Raw genomic sequence first — 16,442 nt, 5'->3', positions numbered from 1 at the left:
CTTCGCACAGGAGTGGCGACACCCGATGACCAACGACGAAAAGCTGCTCTCCTACCTCAAGCGGGTCTCCGCCGATCTGGCCCAGACCCGTCAGCGGCTGCGCGAGGTGGAGACCCAGGACCGGGAACCCATCGCCATCGTCGGCATGAGCTGCCGCTTCCCCGGCGGCGTCACCACCCCGGAGGAGTTCTGGCGGCTCGTCCACGACGGCACCGACGCCATCGGTGACTTCCCCGACGACCGGGGCTGGGACGTCGACGCGCTCTACGACCCGGACCCGGACGCCACCGGCAAGAGCTACGTCAAACGCGGCGGGTTCCTGGACGACGCGGCCGGGTTCGAGCCGGACTTCTTCGGCATCAGCCCCCGCGAGGCGGTCGCGATGGACCCCCAGCAGCGGCTGCTGCTCGAGGTGTCGTGGGAGGCCCTGGAACGGGCCCGGATCGCCCCCGGCTCGGCGCACGGCGCCCGGGTCGGGGTGTTCGCCGGCACCAACGGCCAGGACTACAAGGACCTGCTGGCCAGGATGCCGGAGGACAGCGAGGCCGCTCTCGGCACCGGCGTGCTTGCCGCCGTGATCTCCGGCCGTATCTCCTACACCCTGGGCCTGGAGGGCCCGGCCGTCACCATCGACACCGCCTGCTCCTCGGCGCTCGTCGCGGTGCACCTGGCCGTACAGGCGCTCCGCAACAAGGAGTGCACCCTCGCCCTGGCGGGCGGCGCGACCGTGATGTCCACGCCGGGCTCCTTCGTCGCCTTCAGCCGGCAGCGCGGCCTCGCCCTGGACGGCCGCTGCAGGTCCTTCGCGGACGCGGCGGACGGCACCGGCTGGAGCGAGGGCGCCGGCATGCTCGTCCTGGAACGGCTCGGCGACGCCCGGCGCAACGGCCACGAGGTGCTGGCCGTCGTCCGCGGCTCCGCCGTCAACCAGGACGGCGCCTCCAACGGCCTGACCGCCCCCAACGGTCCGTCCCAGCAGCGCGTCATCCGGGCCGCCCTGGCCGGCGCGCGGCTCGGCCCGGCCGACGTGGACCTGCTGGAGGCACACGGCACCGGCACCACGCTGGGTGACCCGATCGAGGCGCAGGCGCTGCTGGCCACCTACGGCCAGGACCGGCCCGCGGACACCCCGCTGTGGCTCGGGTCGGTGAAGTCCAACATCGGGCACACCCAGGCCGCGGCCGGCGTCGCCGGCATCATCAAGGCGGTCATGGCGATACGGCACCGCGTCCTGCCCAAGTCGCTGTACGCCGACGAGCCGTCCACCAAGGTCGACTGGGACCAGGGCCAGGTCCGCCTGCTGACGGAGAACCGGCCCTGGAGCGACCCCGGCCGCCCGCGCCGCGCCGCCGTCTCCTCCTTCGGCGCCAGCGGCACCAACGCCCACACCATCCTGGAGGAGGCTCCCGCCGAAGAGCCGGCGGACACCGAACCCGGGCCGCGCACGGCGCCGCCGCTGGTCCCGTGGGTGCTATCCGGCCGCACCGAGCGCGCCCTGCGCGAGCAGGCCGCCCGCCTGGCGGCCGCCGCAGACGGGCTGGACCCGGTGGACGTGGCGCACTCCCTGACCGCCACCCGCACCGCCCACCGGTACCGGGCCGTGGTCCTCGGCGACGGCCGCGACGCGCTCCTGGCGGCGACGAAGCGGATCGCCGAGGGCGGTCAGGGCGCCGCCTCGGACCGTGTCCGCAAGGGACAGACCGCCTTCCTGTTCACCGGGCAGGGCTCGCAGCGCGCCGGCATGGGCAGGGAGCTGTACGCACACTTCCCGGTGTTCGCCGGCGCCTTCGACGAGATCTGCGCGCTGTTCGACGACGATCTGCGCGACCTCGTCCTCGGCGACGACCCCGAGCCGCTGAACCGCACCGCCCGCACCCAGACCGCACTGTTCGCCTTCGAGGTCGCGCTGTACCGGCTGGTGGAGTCCTGGGGCCTCACGCCCGACCACCTGGCCGGACACTCCATCGGCGAGATCGCCGCCGCCCACGTCGCGGGAGTCCTGGACCTGCGGGACGCGACCACGCTGGTGGCCGCGCGCGGTCGCCTCATGCAGGCGCTGCCCGAGGGCGGCGCGATGATCGCCGTACGCGCCACCGAGGACGAGGTCCGCCCGCTGCTCACCGAACGCGTCGGCATCGCCGCCGTCAACGGCCCCGACTCCGTGGTGATTTCAGGTGACGCCGCCGAGGCCGAGGCACTGGCCGCCCGCTTCGACAAGAGCCGGCGGCTGAAGGTCTCGCACGCCTTCCACTCCCCGCTCATGGAACCGATGCTGGCCGACTTTCGCTCGGTCCTGGAATCCCTGACCTACCACCGGGCCACCATCCCGGTGGTCTCCAACGGCACCGGCGCCCTCGCCACCCAGGACATCGCCACCCCCGACTACTGGGTGCGCCATGTGCGCGAGGCGGTCCGCTTCCACGACGGGATACGCGCACTCGCCGCCGAGGGCGTCACCCGCTACCTCGAACTGGGCCCGGACGCCGTACTGACGGCCATGGCCCGGGAGTGCCTGGCCGGCGACGGCACGGACACCGACGCCGTGCTGGCCGCCGCCACCCGCCGCGAGCGCGGCGAGACCGAGACCCTGCTCACCGCACTGGCCCAGCTGTACGCCGGCGGGGCCGCCGTGGACTGGACCGCCCTGTTCACCGGCGCCGGCACCGTCGATCTGCCCACCACCGCCTTCCAGCGCGAGCGGTTCTGGCCCGAGACGGCCGCACCCGTCGGCGACGTCGGCTCCGCCGGACTGGACTCCGCCGACCACCCGCTGCTCGGCGCGGCCACCGTCCTCGCCGGCTCCGACGGCGCCGTGCTCACCGGCCGGCTGTCGGTGCGCACCCACCCCTGGCTCGCCGACCACGTGGTCGGCGGCTCGGTCGTCGTCCCCGGCACCGCCATGGTCGAACTCGCCGTCCGCGCCGGCGACCAGGTCGGCTGCGCAGGCCTGGAAGAACTCGCCCTGGAAATACCGCTGGTGCTGCCCGCGGACGACGGGGTGCGCGTCCAGGTCGCCGTCGGCGCACCCGACCCGTCCGGCGCCCGCACGGTGCACGTGTACGCCCGCGCCGAGAGCCTGCCCGCCGACGAGCCGTGGACCCTGCACGCCTCCGGCCTCCTCGCCGCCGGCACCGACACCCCGGGCACCCGCCTGGACGTCTGGCCCCCCGAGAACGCCGAACCGCTCGACACCACCGGCCTGTACGAGCGGCACGCCGCCGCCGGACTGGAGTACGGGCCCTCCTTCCAGGCCCTGACGGCCGCCTGGCGGCACGGCGAGGAGCTGTTCGCCGAGGTACGGCTACCGGAGCGGTCCGCCGCCGACGCGCCCCGCTTCGGCCTGCACCCGGCCGCGTTCGACGCCGCCCTGCACGCGCTCGCCCTGCTCGGCGACGGATCCGCCGACGACACCGCCCGGCTTCCCTTCATGTTCGGGGGCGTCACCCTGCACGCCGTCGGCGCCTCCGTGCTGCGCGCCCGGCTGGTGCCGACCGGGGCGCACGCCTTCGCCGTCGACCTGGCCGACGCCACCGGCGCCCCCGTGGCCACGGTCGCCTCGCTCGCCGCCCGCCCGCTCACCAACCTGCGCGCCGCCCGCGACACCACCGCCGACGCCCTGTTCATCCTCGACTGGCAGCCGCTGCCCCTGGAGACCGACGCCCCCGACACCGGCCACCGGGTGCTGCACAGCACGCCGGGGACGGACGCCGCCGCCGTACGCGAGGCTCTGCACACCGCGCTCGCGGCCCTCCAGGACGACGACCCCCGCCCGCTGGCCGTCGTCACCCACGGCGCGGTGAGCGTCGCGGGGGAGGACGTGCCCGACCTGGCCGGCGCGGCCGTATGGGGCCTGGTGCGGTCCGCGCAGTCGGAGAACCCGGACCGGTTCGCGCTCCTCGACCTCGAACCGGGCGCGGACGCCGGCGCCGTCCTGCCCGCCGCCCTCGCCTCCGGTGAACCGCAGATCGCGATCCGCTCCGGCGCCGCCCGCGCCGCCCGGCTGGTGCGCGCCCAACTCCCCGCCGAGGCCCAGGACTTCGCCCTCGATCCCGAGGGCACCGTGCTGCTGACCGGCGCCACCGGCGGCCTCGGCCCGGTACTCGCCCGCCACCTTGTCACCGTGTACGGCGTCCGGCACCTCGCCCTGCTCAGCCGGTCCGGCGACTCCGACGACCTGATCGCCGAACTCGCCGCCCTCGGCGCCACCGCGACCGCCCACGCCTGCGACATCGCCGACCGGGACCGCCTCGCCGCTGTCCTGGCCGGCATTCCGGCCGGCCACCCGCTCGCCGCGGTCGTGCACGCCGCCGGAGTCCTCGACGACGGCGTGGTCTCCTCGCTCACCCCCGAGCGGATCGACACGGTCCTCGCGCCGAAGGCGCTCGGCGCCCTCCACCTCCACGAACTGACCGCGGACGTGGCGGCGTTCGTGATGTTCTCGTCCGTCGCCGGCACCGTCGGGGCCCCGGGTCAGGGCAACTACGCCGCCGCCAACGCCCTCCTCGACGGACTCGCCGCCCACCGCCGTGCCCAGGGCGCCCCCGCCCTGTCGCTGGCGTGGGGACCGTGGGCCCCGTCCGGCGGTATGACCAGCTCCCTCGACGAGGCCGACCACGCCCGGATGGCGCGCGGCGGCATGACCGCCCTGTCGGCCGAGGAGGGCACCGCCCTGTTCGACCGGGCGGTGCGGGCCGGCCGTCCCGCTCTGGCACCCGTGCGGCTCAGCCTGCCCGCGCTGCGCGCACAGGGCACCGGCCTCGCGCCCGTCTTCCGCGCGCTGGCGGGACGTCCGGTGCGCCGGGAGGCCGCCGCCGAGGGCACCGACCTCACCTTCGCCGAGCGCATGGCCGCTCTCGGGGACGAGGAACGTGCCGAGGCGTTGCTGCACACCGTCCGCGCCCATGTCGCCGGCGTGCTCGGACACGCGGATCCGGGCAGCGTGGAGACCGACCGGGCCTTCAAGGACCTCGGGTTCGACTCGCTCGCCGCGATCGAGTTGCGCAACTCCCTGTCCGCCGAGACCGGCCGGCGGCTGAGCGCGACCCTCGTCTTCGACCACCCGTCCCCCGAGGCGCTTGCCGCGCACCTCGGCACCCTGGCCGGCGGCGCCCGGACCGGGGCGCGCCGGAGCGGCCGTACGGTCAAGGCCCGCGCGGACGAGCCGCTGGCGATCGTGGGGCTGGCGTGCCGCTACCCGGGAGACGTCCGCACCCCGGACGACCTGTGGCGGCTGGTCGCCGACGGCACCGACGCCATCACCCCGTTCCCCGCCGACCGGGGCTGGGACGTGGACCGCATCGTCGACCCCACCCGGCAGCGCCCCGACACCTCCTACGTCGGCGAGGGCGGATTCCTCCACACCGCGGGCGAGTTCGACCCAGCGTTCTTCGGCATCAGCCCCAAGGAAGCCCTCGTCATGGACCCCCAGCAGCGGCTGCTGCTGGAGACGTCCTGGGAGGCACTGGAGAACGCGGGCATCGACCCGCACACCCTCAAGGGCAGCCGCACGGGCGTGTTCGCCGGTGTCCAGTACCACGACTACTTCGGCAGCTTCGGCTCCGGCAGCATGATCTCCGGCCGCATCGCCTACACCCTGGGCCTGGAGGGCCCGTCGCTGTCCGTCGACACAGCCTGCTCCTCCTCGCTGGTGGCGCTCCACCTCGCCGCCCAGTCGCTCAGGCAGGGCGAGTCCGGCCTCGCGCTGGTCGGCGGCGTCGCCGTCATGGCCACCCCGGAGACCTTCATCGAGTTCAGCAGGCAGGGTGCGCTGGCTCCCGACGCCCGCACCCGCGCCTTCGCCGACGCGGCCGGCGGGACCGTATGGGGCGAGGGCGTCGGCGTCCTGGTCGTCGAACGCCTCTCCGACGCACGCCGCAACGGCCACGAGGTCCTCGCCGTCGTCCGGGGCACCGCCGTCAACCAGGACGGCGCGTCCAACGGCCTCACCGCCCCCAACGGCCCCTCCCAGGAACGCGTCATCCTCGAAGCCCTGGAGAACGCCCGCCTCACCACCGCCGACGTGGACGTGGTGGAGGCGCACGGGACGGGTACGACGCTGGGCGACCCGATCGAGGCACAGGCCCTGCTGGCCACCTACGGCCAGACCCGTCCCGCCGAGGAGCCGCTGTGGCTCGGCTCGGTCAAGTCCAACATCGGGCACACGCAGGCCGCCGCCGGTGTCGCCGGCGTCATCAAGATGGTGATGGCGATGCGCAACGGCGTCCTGCCGCAGACCCTGCACGTGGACGCGCCGTCCACGAAGGTCGACTGGGACGCCGGACAGGTACGGCTGCTGACGGAGCAGCGGGACTGGCCGCAGCACGGCCGTCCGCGCCGGGCCGGAGTGTCCTCCTTCGGTATCAGCGGCACCAACGCCCACGTCATCCTCGAACAGGCACCGCCCGCCCCGGCGCCCGCCGAGCCCGACCGGAGCGGGCACCTGGGCCCCGCCGTCCCCTGGTTGCTCACCGCCAGGACGCCCGCCGCGCTCGCCGGCCAGGCCGCCGCGCTCCTCGGCCACCTCGACACGCACCCCGGGCTCGATCCGTCCGACGTCGGCTGGTCGCTGGCCACCACCCGCGCCCGCTTCGCGCACCGGGCCTCGATCACCGGAACCGACGCGGCCGAACTGCGCGGCGCCCTGGCCGCCCTGGCCGACGGCACCACCGCCCGCACCCTCGTCGTGGGCACCGCGCCCGGCCGCGCCCGGCCCGTGTTCGTCTTCCCCGGCCAGGGCTCCCAATGGCCCGGTATGGCCATCGGACTCCTCGACGAATCCCCGGTGTTCGCCGCCCGTATGGCCGAGTGCGCCGCCGCCCTGACGCCCTGGATCGCCTGGGACTTCCACACCGAGCTGCGCGGCGGCCTCGACCGCGTGGACATCGTCCAGCCGCTGCTGTGGGCCGTCATGGTCTCCCTCGCGCACACCTGGAGCGCGTACGGCGTCACCCCGGCCGCCGTCATCGGCCACTCCCAGGGCGAGATCGCCGCCGCCTGCGCGGTCGGCGCGCTGTCCCTCGAGGACGGTGCCCGCGTCGTCGCCCTGCGGTCCCAGGCGATCGCCGAGCTGCTGTCCGGCTCGGGCGGCATGATGTCCGTCGGCGAGGGCGTCGACGCGGTCCGCGCCCGGCTCGCGGCATGGGACGGCCGGCTGTCCGTCGCCGCCGTCAACGGCGCCGCCTCCACGGTGGTGTCCGGCGACCCCGACGCCCTCGACGAACTCCTCGCCGGGCTGCGGGAGGAGAAGGTCCGCGCCAAGCGCCTGCCCGTGGACTACGCCTCCCACAGCGCCCACGTGGAGACCCTGCGCGAGCGCCTCGCGGACGTTCTCGACGGCATCGAGCCGCGCACCGCCCAGGTGCCGTTCTACTCGACGGTCACCGGCGGCCCGATCGACACCACGGAACTCGGCGCCGGGTACTGGTACACCAACCTGCGCGGAACCGTGCTGTTCGAGGAGGCGGTACGTGCCGCCGTCGCCGACGGGCACCGGCTGTTCATCGAGTCCAGCCCGCACCCGGTGCTGACCGTCGGCATCCAGGAGACCGACGACGCCGTGGCCGCCGTCGGCTCCCTGCGCCGCGACGAGGGCGGCCGGGACCGGCTGCTGACCGCCCTCGGCGAGGCGTTCAGCCAGGGCGCCGGCGTCGACTGGACCGCCGTCGCCGAGGGCCGACGCCCGCGCCGCGTCCCGCTGCCCGGCTACGCCTTCCAGCACGAGTGGTACTGGCTCGACTCCACCGCGAGCGGCGCCGACGTCACCTCCGCCGGACTCGCCCCCACCGACCACGCCCTGCTCGGCGCCGCGATGGTACGGGCCGACAGCGAGGGCGCCGTCCTCACCGGACGTGTTTCCGCGGGCGTCCAGCCCTGGCTGGAGGACCACCGGGTCGGCGGCCGGTTGCTCTTCCCGGGCACCGGACACCTGGAGCTCGCGCTGCGCGCGGGCGACCAGGTCGGCTGTGGCGACATCGCCGAACTCACCCTGCACGCACCGCTGGTCCTGCCCGACCACGGCGCCGTCCAGCTCCAGGTCGCCGTCGGCCCGCCAGCCGGGGAGAGCCGCCCGGTCACCATCTGGTCGCGTCCGGAGAGCCCTGACGAGGACCTGTCCTGGACCCGGCACGCCGACGGGCTGCTCGCCCCGACCGGCACCCTCCCGGCCACCTCGGACCCGCTCACCGAGTGGCCCCCGCAGGGCGCCGAACCCGTACCGCTCGACGGCCTGTACGACGAACTCGCCGCCCTCGGCCTCGGCTACGGGCCGCTGTTCCAGGGCCTGCGCGCCGCCTGGCGCACCGAGGACGGCCTGTGTGCGGAGGTCGCCACCGACGCGGCGCCCGACGGCTTCGCGCTGCACCCGGCGCTGTCGGACGCCGCCCTGCACACCGTCGGTCTCACCGACGCCGCGGGCGGTGAGGCCCTGCTGCCGTTCGTCTGGTCCGGGGTGCGGCTGTACGCCACCGGCGCGACCGCGCTGCGCGTACGCGTCCGGCCCACCGGCGAGGGCACCGTCTCCCTCACGCTCGCCGACCCCACGGGCGCGCCCGTCGCCACCGTCGACTCGCTCACCCTGCGGCCCCTGCGGACCGAGGCGCTGGCCGCCGCGGCCCGCCCGGCCCGCGCGGGCGCGCTCTACCGGGTCGGCTGGATGCCGGCCCCGTCGGCCCCGCCTGCCGCGGTGACCGCTTCCGCTCCGGAGGTGGTGCGCGCTCCGGCCGGAGTGAGCGCCGCCGCGACCCGGGCGGCCGTCGACGCGGTCCTCGACGAACTGCGCACCCGGCTCGCCGACGAAGACCTCGCCGACAGCACCCTCGTCGTCGTCACCGGCACCGATCCGGCGGGCGCCGCGGCCGGCGGCCTGGTCCGCTCGGCCCAGTCGGAGAACCCCGGCCGTATCGTGCTGATCGAGGCCGACGCCGGCGAGGAGCCGGACGCCGAACGCCTCGCCGAGGCGCTGGCCACCGGCGAGCCGCACCTGGCCTTCCGCGACGGCGCCTGGCAGGTGCCGCGGCTGGCGCGCGTCACCCTTGACGGATCGGATCCGGCCGCCGACGGAGCGGCCCCGGCCGCCGACGGACCCGACCTGGCCACCCACGCCGGCGAGAGCCCCGGCCCGGGCACCGGCACCGTCCTGCTCACCGGCGCCACCGGCGCCCTCGGCCGTATCCTCGCCCACCACCTGGTCGCCGAGCGGAACGTCCGGCACCTGCTGCTGCTCAGCCGCAGCGGTGCTCCCGACGACCTCGTCGCCGAACTCACCGAACGGGGCGCCGAGGTGACGAGCGCCGCCTGCGACGTCGCCGACCGCGCCGCGCTCGCCGCCGTGCTGGACGCCGTACCGGCCGACCGGCCGCTGACCGCCGTGATCCACGCGGCCGGCGTCCTCGCCGACGGCGTGCTCACCTCCCTGACGCCGGAGCGGATCGACACGGTGTTCCGGCCGAAGGCCGACGCTGCCTGGAACCTGCACGAACTCACCGCGGACCTGGACCTGTCGGCGTTCGTGCTGTTCTCCTCGTCCGCTGCCACGCTCGGCTCGCCAGGCCAGGCGAACTACGCCGCCGCCAACGCCTACCTGGACGCGCTCGCCGTGCACCGCCGGACCCTCGGGCTGCCCGCGCACTCCCTGGCCTGGGGTCTGTGGGCGCAGGCCGGCGGCATGACCGGCACCCTCGACGAGACGGACCTGACGCGCATCGCCCGCGGCGGTGTCGCCCCCCTGGAGACCGAGGAGGGCCTTGCCCTGTTCGACGCCGCCCTGCGCGGCGAGGACCCCGCCGTCCTGCCGGTGAAGCTGGACATGGCCTCCCTGCGTGCCCAGGGCGAGGGCCTGGCCCCGCTGTTCCGCACCCTCGTGCCCGTGCGCCGGGCGGGTGCGGCCACCGGGCCGGTCGCGGCCGGGGGCGCCGACGCCCTGCGGGACCGGCTCGCCGGGCTGCTGGAGGCGGAGCGCGAACCGTTCCTCACCGAACTCGTGCAGAGCCACGTCGCGACCCTCCTCGGCTACCGCTCAGCCCAGGACGTCGGCCGCACCCTGGCCTTCCGGGAACTCGGCTTCGACTCGCTGGCCGCCGTGGAACTGCGCAACCGGCTCTCCGCGGCGACCGGCCTCCGGCTGCCCGCCACCCTCGTGTTCGACCACCCCACCCCCGCGGAACTCGCCCGCCATCTGCTCGGCGAACTCACCGGCACCCTCGCCGAGGCGGCCGCCCGCCCCGCCACCCGCAGCGCCGTCGACGACGAACCGATCGCCGTCATCGGCATGGCCTGCCGGTTCCCCGGCGGAATCGCCTCACCGGAGGACCTGTGGCGGCTGGTGGCCGAAGGCCGGGACGCCATCGGCGAGTTCCCCGCCGACCGCGGCTGGGACGTCGAGAACCTGTACGACCCGACCTTGGACCGGCCCGGCACCAGCTACACCCGGCACGGCGCCTTCCTGTACGACGCCGCCGACTTCGACCCCGCGTTCTTCGCCATGGACGACGAGGAGGCACAGGTCACCGACCCCCAGCAGCGGCTGCTGCTGGAGACGTCCTGGGAGGCGCTGGAGCGCGCCTCGGTCGACCCCGCCACCCTGCGCGGCTCCGACACCGGTGTGTTCGCCGGCGTGATGTACCACGACTACTTCGGCAGCTTCGGCTCCGGCAGCGTGGTCTCCGGCCGCGTCGCCTACACCCTGGGCCTGGAAGGACCGACCCTGTCCGTCGACACGGCCTGCTCCTCCTCGCTGGTCGCGCTGCATCTGGCCGCCCAGTCGCTGCGGCAGGGCGACTGCTCGCTGGCGCTGGCCGGGGGAGTGACCGTCATGGCCACCCCGGGCACCTTCGTCGAGTTCAGCCGGCACCGGGGCCTGTCCCGGGACGGCCGCTGCCGGCCCTTCGCGGACGCCGCCGACGGCACCGGCTTCGGCGAGGGCGCGGGCGTCCTGCTGCTGGAAAGGCTCTCCGACGCCCGCCGCAAGGGCCGGAAGGTCCTCGCCGTGCTGCGCGGCACCGCCGTCAACCAGGACGGCGCCTCCAACGGCATCAGCGCCCCCAACGGTCCGGCCCAGCAACGGGTCATCCACCGCGCGCTGCAGGCGGCCGGCGTCCCGGCGGCCGAGGTCGACGTGGTCGAGGCACACGGCACCGGCACCACCCTCGGCGACCCCATCGAAGCCCAGGCGCTGATCGCCACCTACGGCGCAGAGCACACCGAGGACCGCCCGCTGTGGCTCGGCTCGGTCAAGTCCAACCTGGGCCACACCCAGGCCGCCGCCGGTGTCGCCGGTGTCATCAAGATGGTCGAGGCCATCCGCAACGAGACCCTGCCGGCCAGCCTCGGCATCGACCGGCCCTCCCGGCACGTGGAGTGGGAGGGCGCGGGCGTCCGCCTGCTCACCGAGTCCCGCCCCTGGCCCGACCCGGGCCGCCCGCGCCGCGCGGGCATCTCCTCCTTCGGTATCTCCGGCACCAACGCCCACGTGATCGTCGAGGCCCCGCCCGCCGAGGAGCCGGCCGAGGTGCCCGCCGCCCCGGCGACCGACACCGTGCCGTGGCTGCTCTCCGGTCACACCCCGGACGCCCTGCGCGCCCAGGCGGCCCGGCTGCTCGAGCACCTGTCCGCCGCCCCGGACACCGACCCGTACCGCCTCGCCGGCGCGCTCGCCCACACCCGCACCCGGCTCGGCCACCGGGCCGCCGTCCTCGGCCGCACCCGGGACGAACTGACCGCGGGCGTCCGGGCCGTGGCGGAGGGCCGCACACCACCGGCCGGCCTCCTCGGCACCGCCACCGACGGCAGGCTCGCCCTCCTCTTCTCCGGTCAGGGCTCGCAGCTGCCGGGCATGGGCACCCGCCTCGCGGCGGCGTTCCCCGCCTTCGCCGCCGCCTTCGACGAGGTCCGGGACCGGCTGGACCCGCTGCTGGACCGGCCGCTCGCCGACGCCCTGGACTCCGCCGAGCTGCTGGAACGCACCGAGTACACCCAACCCGCACTGTTCGCCGTGGAAGTGGCCCTGTACCGGCTGCTGGAGTCCTTCGGCGTGCGGCCCGACCTGCTCGCCGGGCACTCCGTCGGCGAGTTCGCCGCCGCCCATGTCGCGGGCGTGCTCGGTCTTCGGGACGCCTGCACGCTCGTCGCCGCCCGGGGGCGCCTCATGCAGGCCCTGCCCGAGGGCGGTGCGATGATCGCCGTACGCGCCACCGAGGACGAAGTCGTGCCCCTGCTGGGCGACGGCGTGGGGATCGCCGCCGTCAACGGGCCCGCGTCCGTGGTCGTCTCCGGCCCCGCCGCAGCGGCCCGCGCCCTGGCCGCCCGCTTCGAGCGCACCAGGGAACTGGCCGTCAGCCACGCCTTCCACTCGGCCCTGATGGAGCCGATGCTCGACGAGTTCCGCGAGGTCGCCGCCTCCCTGTCGTACGGATCGCTGCGCATCCCGCTGGTGTCCACCCTCACGGGTGCCCCGGCCGCCCCCGACGAGCTGTCCACGCCCGAGTACTGGGTGCGGCACGCCCGCGAGGCCGTCCGCTTCGCCGACGCCGTCACCGCCCTGCATGACGCCGGCGCACGGCACTTCGTCGAGGTGGGCCCGGGCAGCGCGCTCACCGCCGCGGCCGGCGAGTGCCTGCCCGACGAGGCGGCCGTCGTACCGCTGCTGCGCAAGGACCGCGACGAGCCCGAGGCCCTGCTCACCGGGCTCGCCGCCCTGCACGTGCACGGCGGTGCCGTCGACTGGACGGACCCGCTGCCCCACCACGACGGCTCGGACCTGCCCACCTACGCCTTCCAGCGCAGCCGCCACTGGATGACCGGCGATCTCGGCCTGCCGCGCCCCGCCGCCGACCATCCGCTGCTCGGCACCACCGTCGAACTCGCCGGCGCCGACGGCACCCTGTACACCGGCCACCTCGCCCTCGCCGACCACCCGTGGCTCGCCGACCACCGCGTCGGCGGAGTACCGCTGCTGCCCGGCACCGCGTTCGTCGAGATGGCCCTCGCCGCCGCGGCCCGCGTCGACTGCGGCACGGTCGAGGACCTCACCGTCACCGAACCCCTGGTGCTGCCCGAGGACGGCGCCGTCCGCCTCCAGTGCACCGTCGGCGAACCAGACGCGACGGGCGCCCGTGCGTTCCGCGTGTACGCCGCCGCGGCCGACGGCGCCCCGTGGACCACCCATGCCACCGGCGTGCTGCGGCCCGCCGAGGAGGGGCCGGGCCACGGCCTCACCGCCTGGCCGCCGCCCGGCGCCGAACCGGTCGACCTGGACGGCGTCTACGAGCGGCTGGCGGAGCTGGGTGCCGAATACGGGCCCCGCTTCCAGGGCCTGCGCGCGGCCTGGCGGCACGGCGACGAGGCGTACGCCGAGGTCGCCGTCCCCACCGGCACCGCCGCGTTCGGCCTGCACCCGGCGCTGTTCGACGCCGCCCTGCACACCATCGGGCTGCGCGCCGGAGCCGAGGAGCGCATGACGCTGCCCTTCGCCTGGAACGGCGTGGAGCTGTACGAGCGGGGTGCGACCGCTCTCAGGGTGCGGATCGCCCCGGCCGGCACCGGCGCGGTACGCATCGAGGCCGCCGACGAGACAGGCCGGCCGGTGGCACGGGTGGCCTCGCTGTCGCTGCGCGAGGTCAGTCCGGAGCGGATCGCCGCGGCCGCCGCGGGCGGACACGACGACCTGTTCGCCCTCGACTGGGCGCCCGTCTCCGTGCCCGCGGCCCCGCAGGCCGGACGCTGGACCGTGCTCGGTCCCGGCCGTGAGGAGCTGGCCGGCGCCCTGGCCGGCGAGGTCGCCGAGGTCGCCGTCGCGGACGGCCTGACCCAGGCCGCCGAACAGGCCCCCGACACCCTGGTCGTCGTACACACCGGGGGCGACGGAGCGGACGCGGTCCGGGCCGGCGTCGGGCGGCTGCTCGGCCAGGTGCAGGACTGGCTTGCCGACGCCCGGTTCGCCGACACCACCCTGGTGGTGGCCACCAGCGGCGCGACCGGCCCCGCCCCCGAGGACGTCACCGACCCCGGCGCCGCCGCCGCGTGGGGCCTGATCCGCTCCGCCCAGTCCGAGCACCCCGACCGGCTGGTCCTCGCCGATCTGGACGGAGCGGACACCTCCCGGCGCCTGCTGCCCTCGGCGGTCGCCTCCGGCGAACCCCAACTGGCGCTTCGGGACGGCGCGGTGAGCATCCCCCGGCTGGTGCGCGCGCCGCGCCTGGCCGAACCCGCCCCGGCCGACTGGTCCGGCGGCGTCCTCGTCACCGGCGGCACCGGCGCTCTGGGCCGGCTGGTCGCCCGGCACCTGGTCACCGCGCACGGCGCCGAGCGGCTGGTGCTGCTCAGCCGCGGCGGACCCGAGGCACCCGGCGCGGCCGGGCTGCGCGAGCAACTGACCGCGCTCGGCGCACAGGTGACCGTCGTCGCCTGCGACGCCGCCGACCGTGCCGCACTCGCCCGGGTCCTGGACGAGCACCCGGTCTCCGCGGTCGTGCACACCGCGGGCGTCCTCGCCGACGCCGTCCTGACCTCGCTCACGCCCGAGCGCCTCGACACGGTGCTGCGGCCGAAGCTGGACGCCGCCTGGCATCTGCACGAACTGACCCTGGAGCGGCCGTCGACCGCGTTCGTGCTGTTCTCCTCCGCGGCCGGTCTGCTCGGCAGCCCCGGCCAGTCCGGCTACGCCGCGGGCAACACCTTCCTCGACGCCCTCGCCGCCCACCGCAGGTCGCTCGGCCTGCCCGCGGTCTCCCTCGCCTGGGGCGCCTGGGCGGGCGGTGGAGGCATGGCCGACCGGCTCGACGACACCGACGCCCGTCGTATGGCCTCGGGCGGTGTGCTCGGCCTCGACCCGGAGACGGGGCTCGCCCTGTTCGACACGGCGGTGGGCCGCGCCGAACCGGTCCTGCTGCCCGCCCGCCTGGACCTCGCCCCGCGCGAGGCCGCCCGCATCGCCCCGCTGCTGCGCTCCCTGGTGCGGACGCCGCGCCGTACCGGGCCCGGGGCGTCGGCCGCCGCGTCGGCGCTGCGCCGCGAACTCGCCGCCCTCGCACCCGAGGACCGGCCCGAACGGCTGCTGCGGCTGGTGCGGGACGAGGCCCGGCCGGTGCTCGGCATCGAGGAGTTCGAGAACGACCTGCCCTTCAAGGACCTCGGTTTCGACTCGCTGACCGCCGTCGAGTTCCGCAACCGGCTCAACGAGGCCACCGGCCTCAGGCTGACCGCCACGCTCGTCTTCGACCACCCCACTCCGGCCGCGCTCGCCGGCCACCTCGCCGCCGAACTGGCCCCGCGCACCACGGACGGTCCGCGCGACGAGGAGGACACCGTACGGGCCGCGCTCGCCGCCATCCCGGTGGGGCGCCTGCGTGAGGCAGGCCTGCTGGACAGCCTGCTCGAACTAGCCGGACTGCGGCCCGCGCCGGAGCCGGCGGCAGCCGGCGGACCCAGCCGCGCATCGATCGACGCGATGGACGCCGACAGCCTGATCAGCATGGCGCTCGACGAACTCGTCGGGGACGACGACGCCCTGTGACGACGCCCGTGACAAGGAAGAGGACCATGGCCGAGTCCGAGAACCCGGACACCAGGATGGTCGAGGCGCTGCGCGCCTCGCTGAAGGAGATCGAGCGGCTGCGGGAACGCAACCGCGCGCTGAACGCGACGGCCCGGGAACCCGTCGCGATCGTCGGCATGGCCTGCCGCTACCCGGGCGATGTCCGGTCACCCGAGGACCTGTGGCGCCTGGTCGCGGACGGCGCCGAGGGCATCACGCCGTTCCCCGACGACCGCGGCTGGGACCCGGACCTGTACGACCCGACACCGGGCGTGCCGGGCCGCTCCTACACCCGCGAGGGCGGATTCCTGCACGACGCGGGCGACTTCGACGCCGCGTTCTTCGGGATCGGCCCGCACGAGGCCCTCGTCATGGACCCGCAGCAGCGGCTGCTGCTCGAAGGCTCCTGGGAGGCGCTGGAGAACGCCGGCATCGACCCCGTGTCGCTGCGCGGCAGCCGCACCGGTGTCTTCGCGGGCGTCATGTACCACGACTACTTCGGCAGCTTCGGCTCCGGCAGCATCGTCTCCGGCCGGGTCGCCTACACCCTCGGCCTGGAGGGCCCGACGCTCAGCGTCGACACCGCCTGCTCCTCGTCGCTCGTCACGCTGCACCTGGCCGCCCAGTCGCTCCGGCAGGGCGAGTGCACCCTGGCGCTGGCCGGGGGAGTGACGGTGATGGCCTCGCCGGGCACCTATGTGGAGTTCAGCCGGCAGGGCGCTCTCTCCCCGGACGGCCGCTGCCGCTCCTTCGCGGACGACGCGGCGGGTACCGGATTCTCCGAGGGGCTCGGCGTCCTCGTGCTGGAGCGGTTGTCGGACGCGCGGCGTCTGGGGCATCCGGTGCTGGCGGTGGTGCGGGGTTCGGCGGTGAATCAGGACGGTGCGTCCAATGGTCTGACGGCGCCGAACGGTCC

Annotated in this window: 2 protein-coding genes; both read left to right on the top strand. The window is 75.6% G+C overall.

What is annotated here, in order from left to right; genetic code table 11:
- Nucleotides 1-25 precede the first annotated feature (25 nt).
- Nucleotides 26-15,505: an SDR family NAD(P)-dependent oxidoreductase gene (locus ACIRU3_RS38930; protein ID WP_404067101.1), complete on the top strand. Its 15,480-nt coding sequence runs from the start codon at nt 26-28 to the stop codon at nt 15,503-15,505.
- Nucleotides 15,502-16,442: beta-ketoacyl synthase N-terminal-like domain-containing protein (locus ACIRU3_RS38925; RefSeq protein WP_404067098.1), on the top strand; the 941-nt coding region annotated here is incomplete at its 3' end. The genes ACIRU3_RS38930 and ACIRU3_RS38925, both read left to right, overlap by 4 nt.

Source organism: Streptomyces sp. NPDC101151 (assembly GCF_044768335.1).
GTDB lineage: Bacteria > Actinomycetota > Actinomycetes > Streptomycetales > Streptomycetaceae > Streptomyces.
Note: the sequence above shows the minus strand (reverse complement) of the source record. Positions and strands in the feature narration are given on the sequence as shown.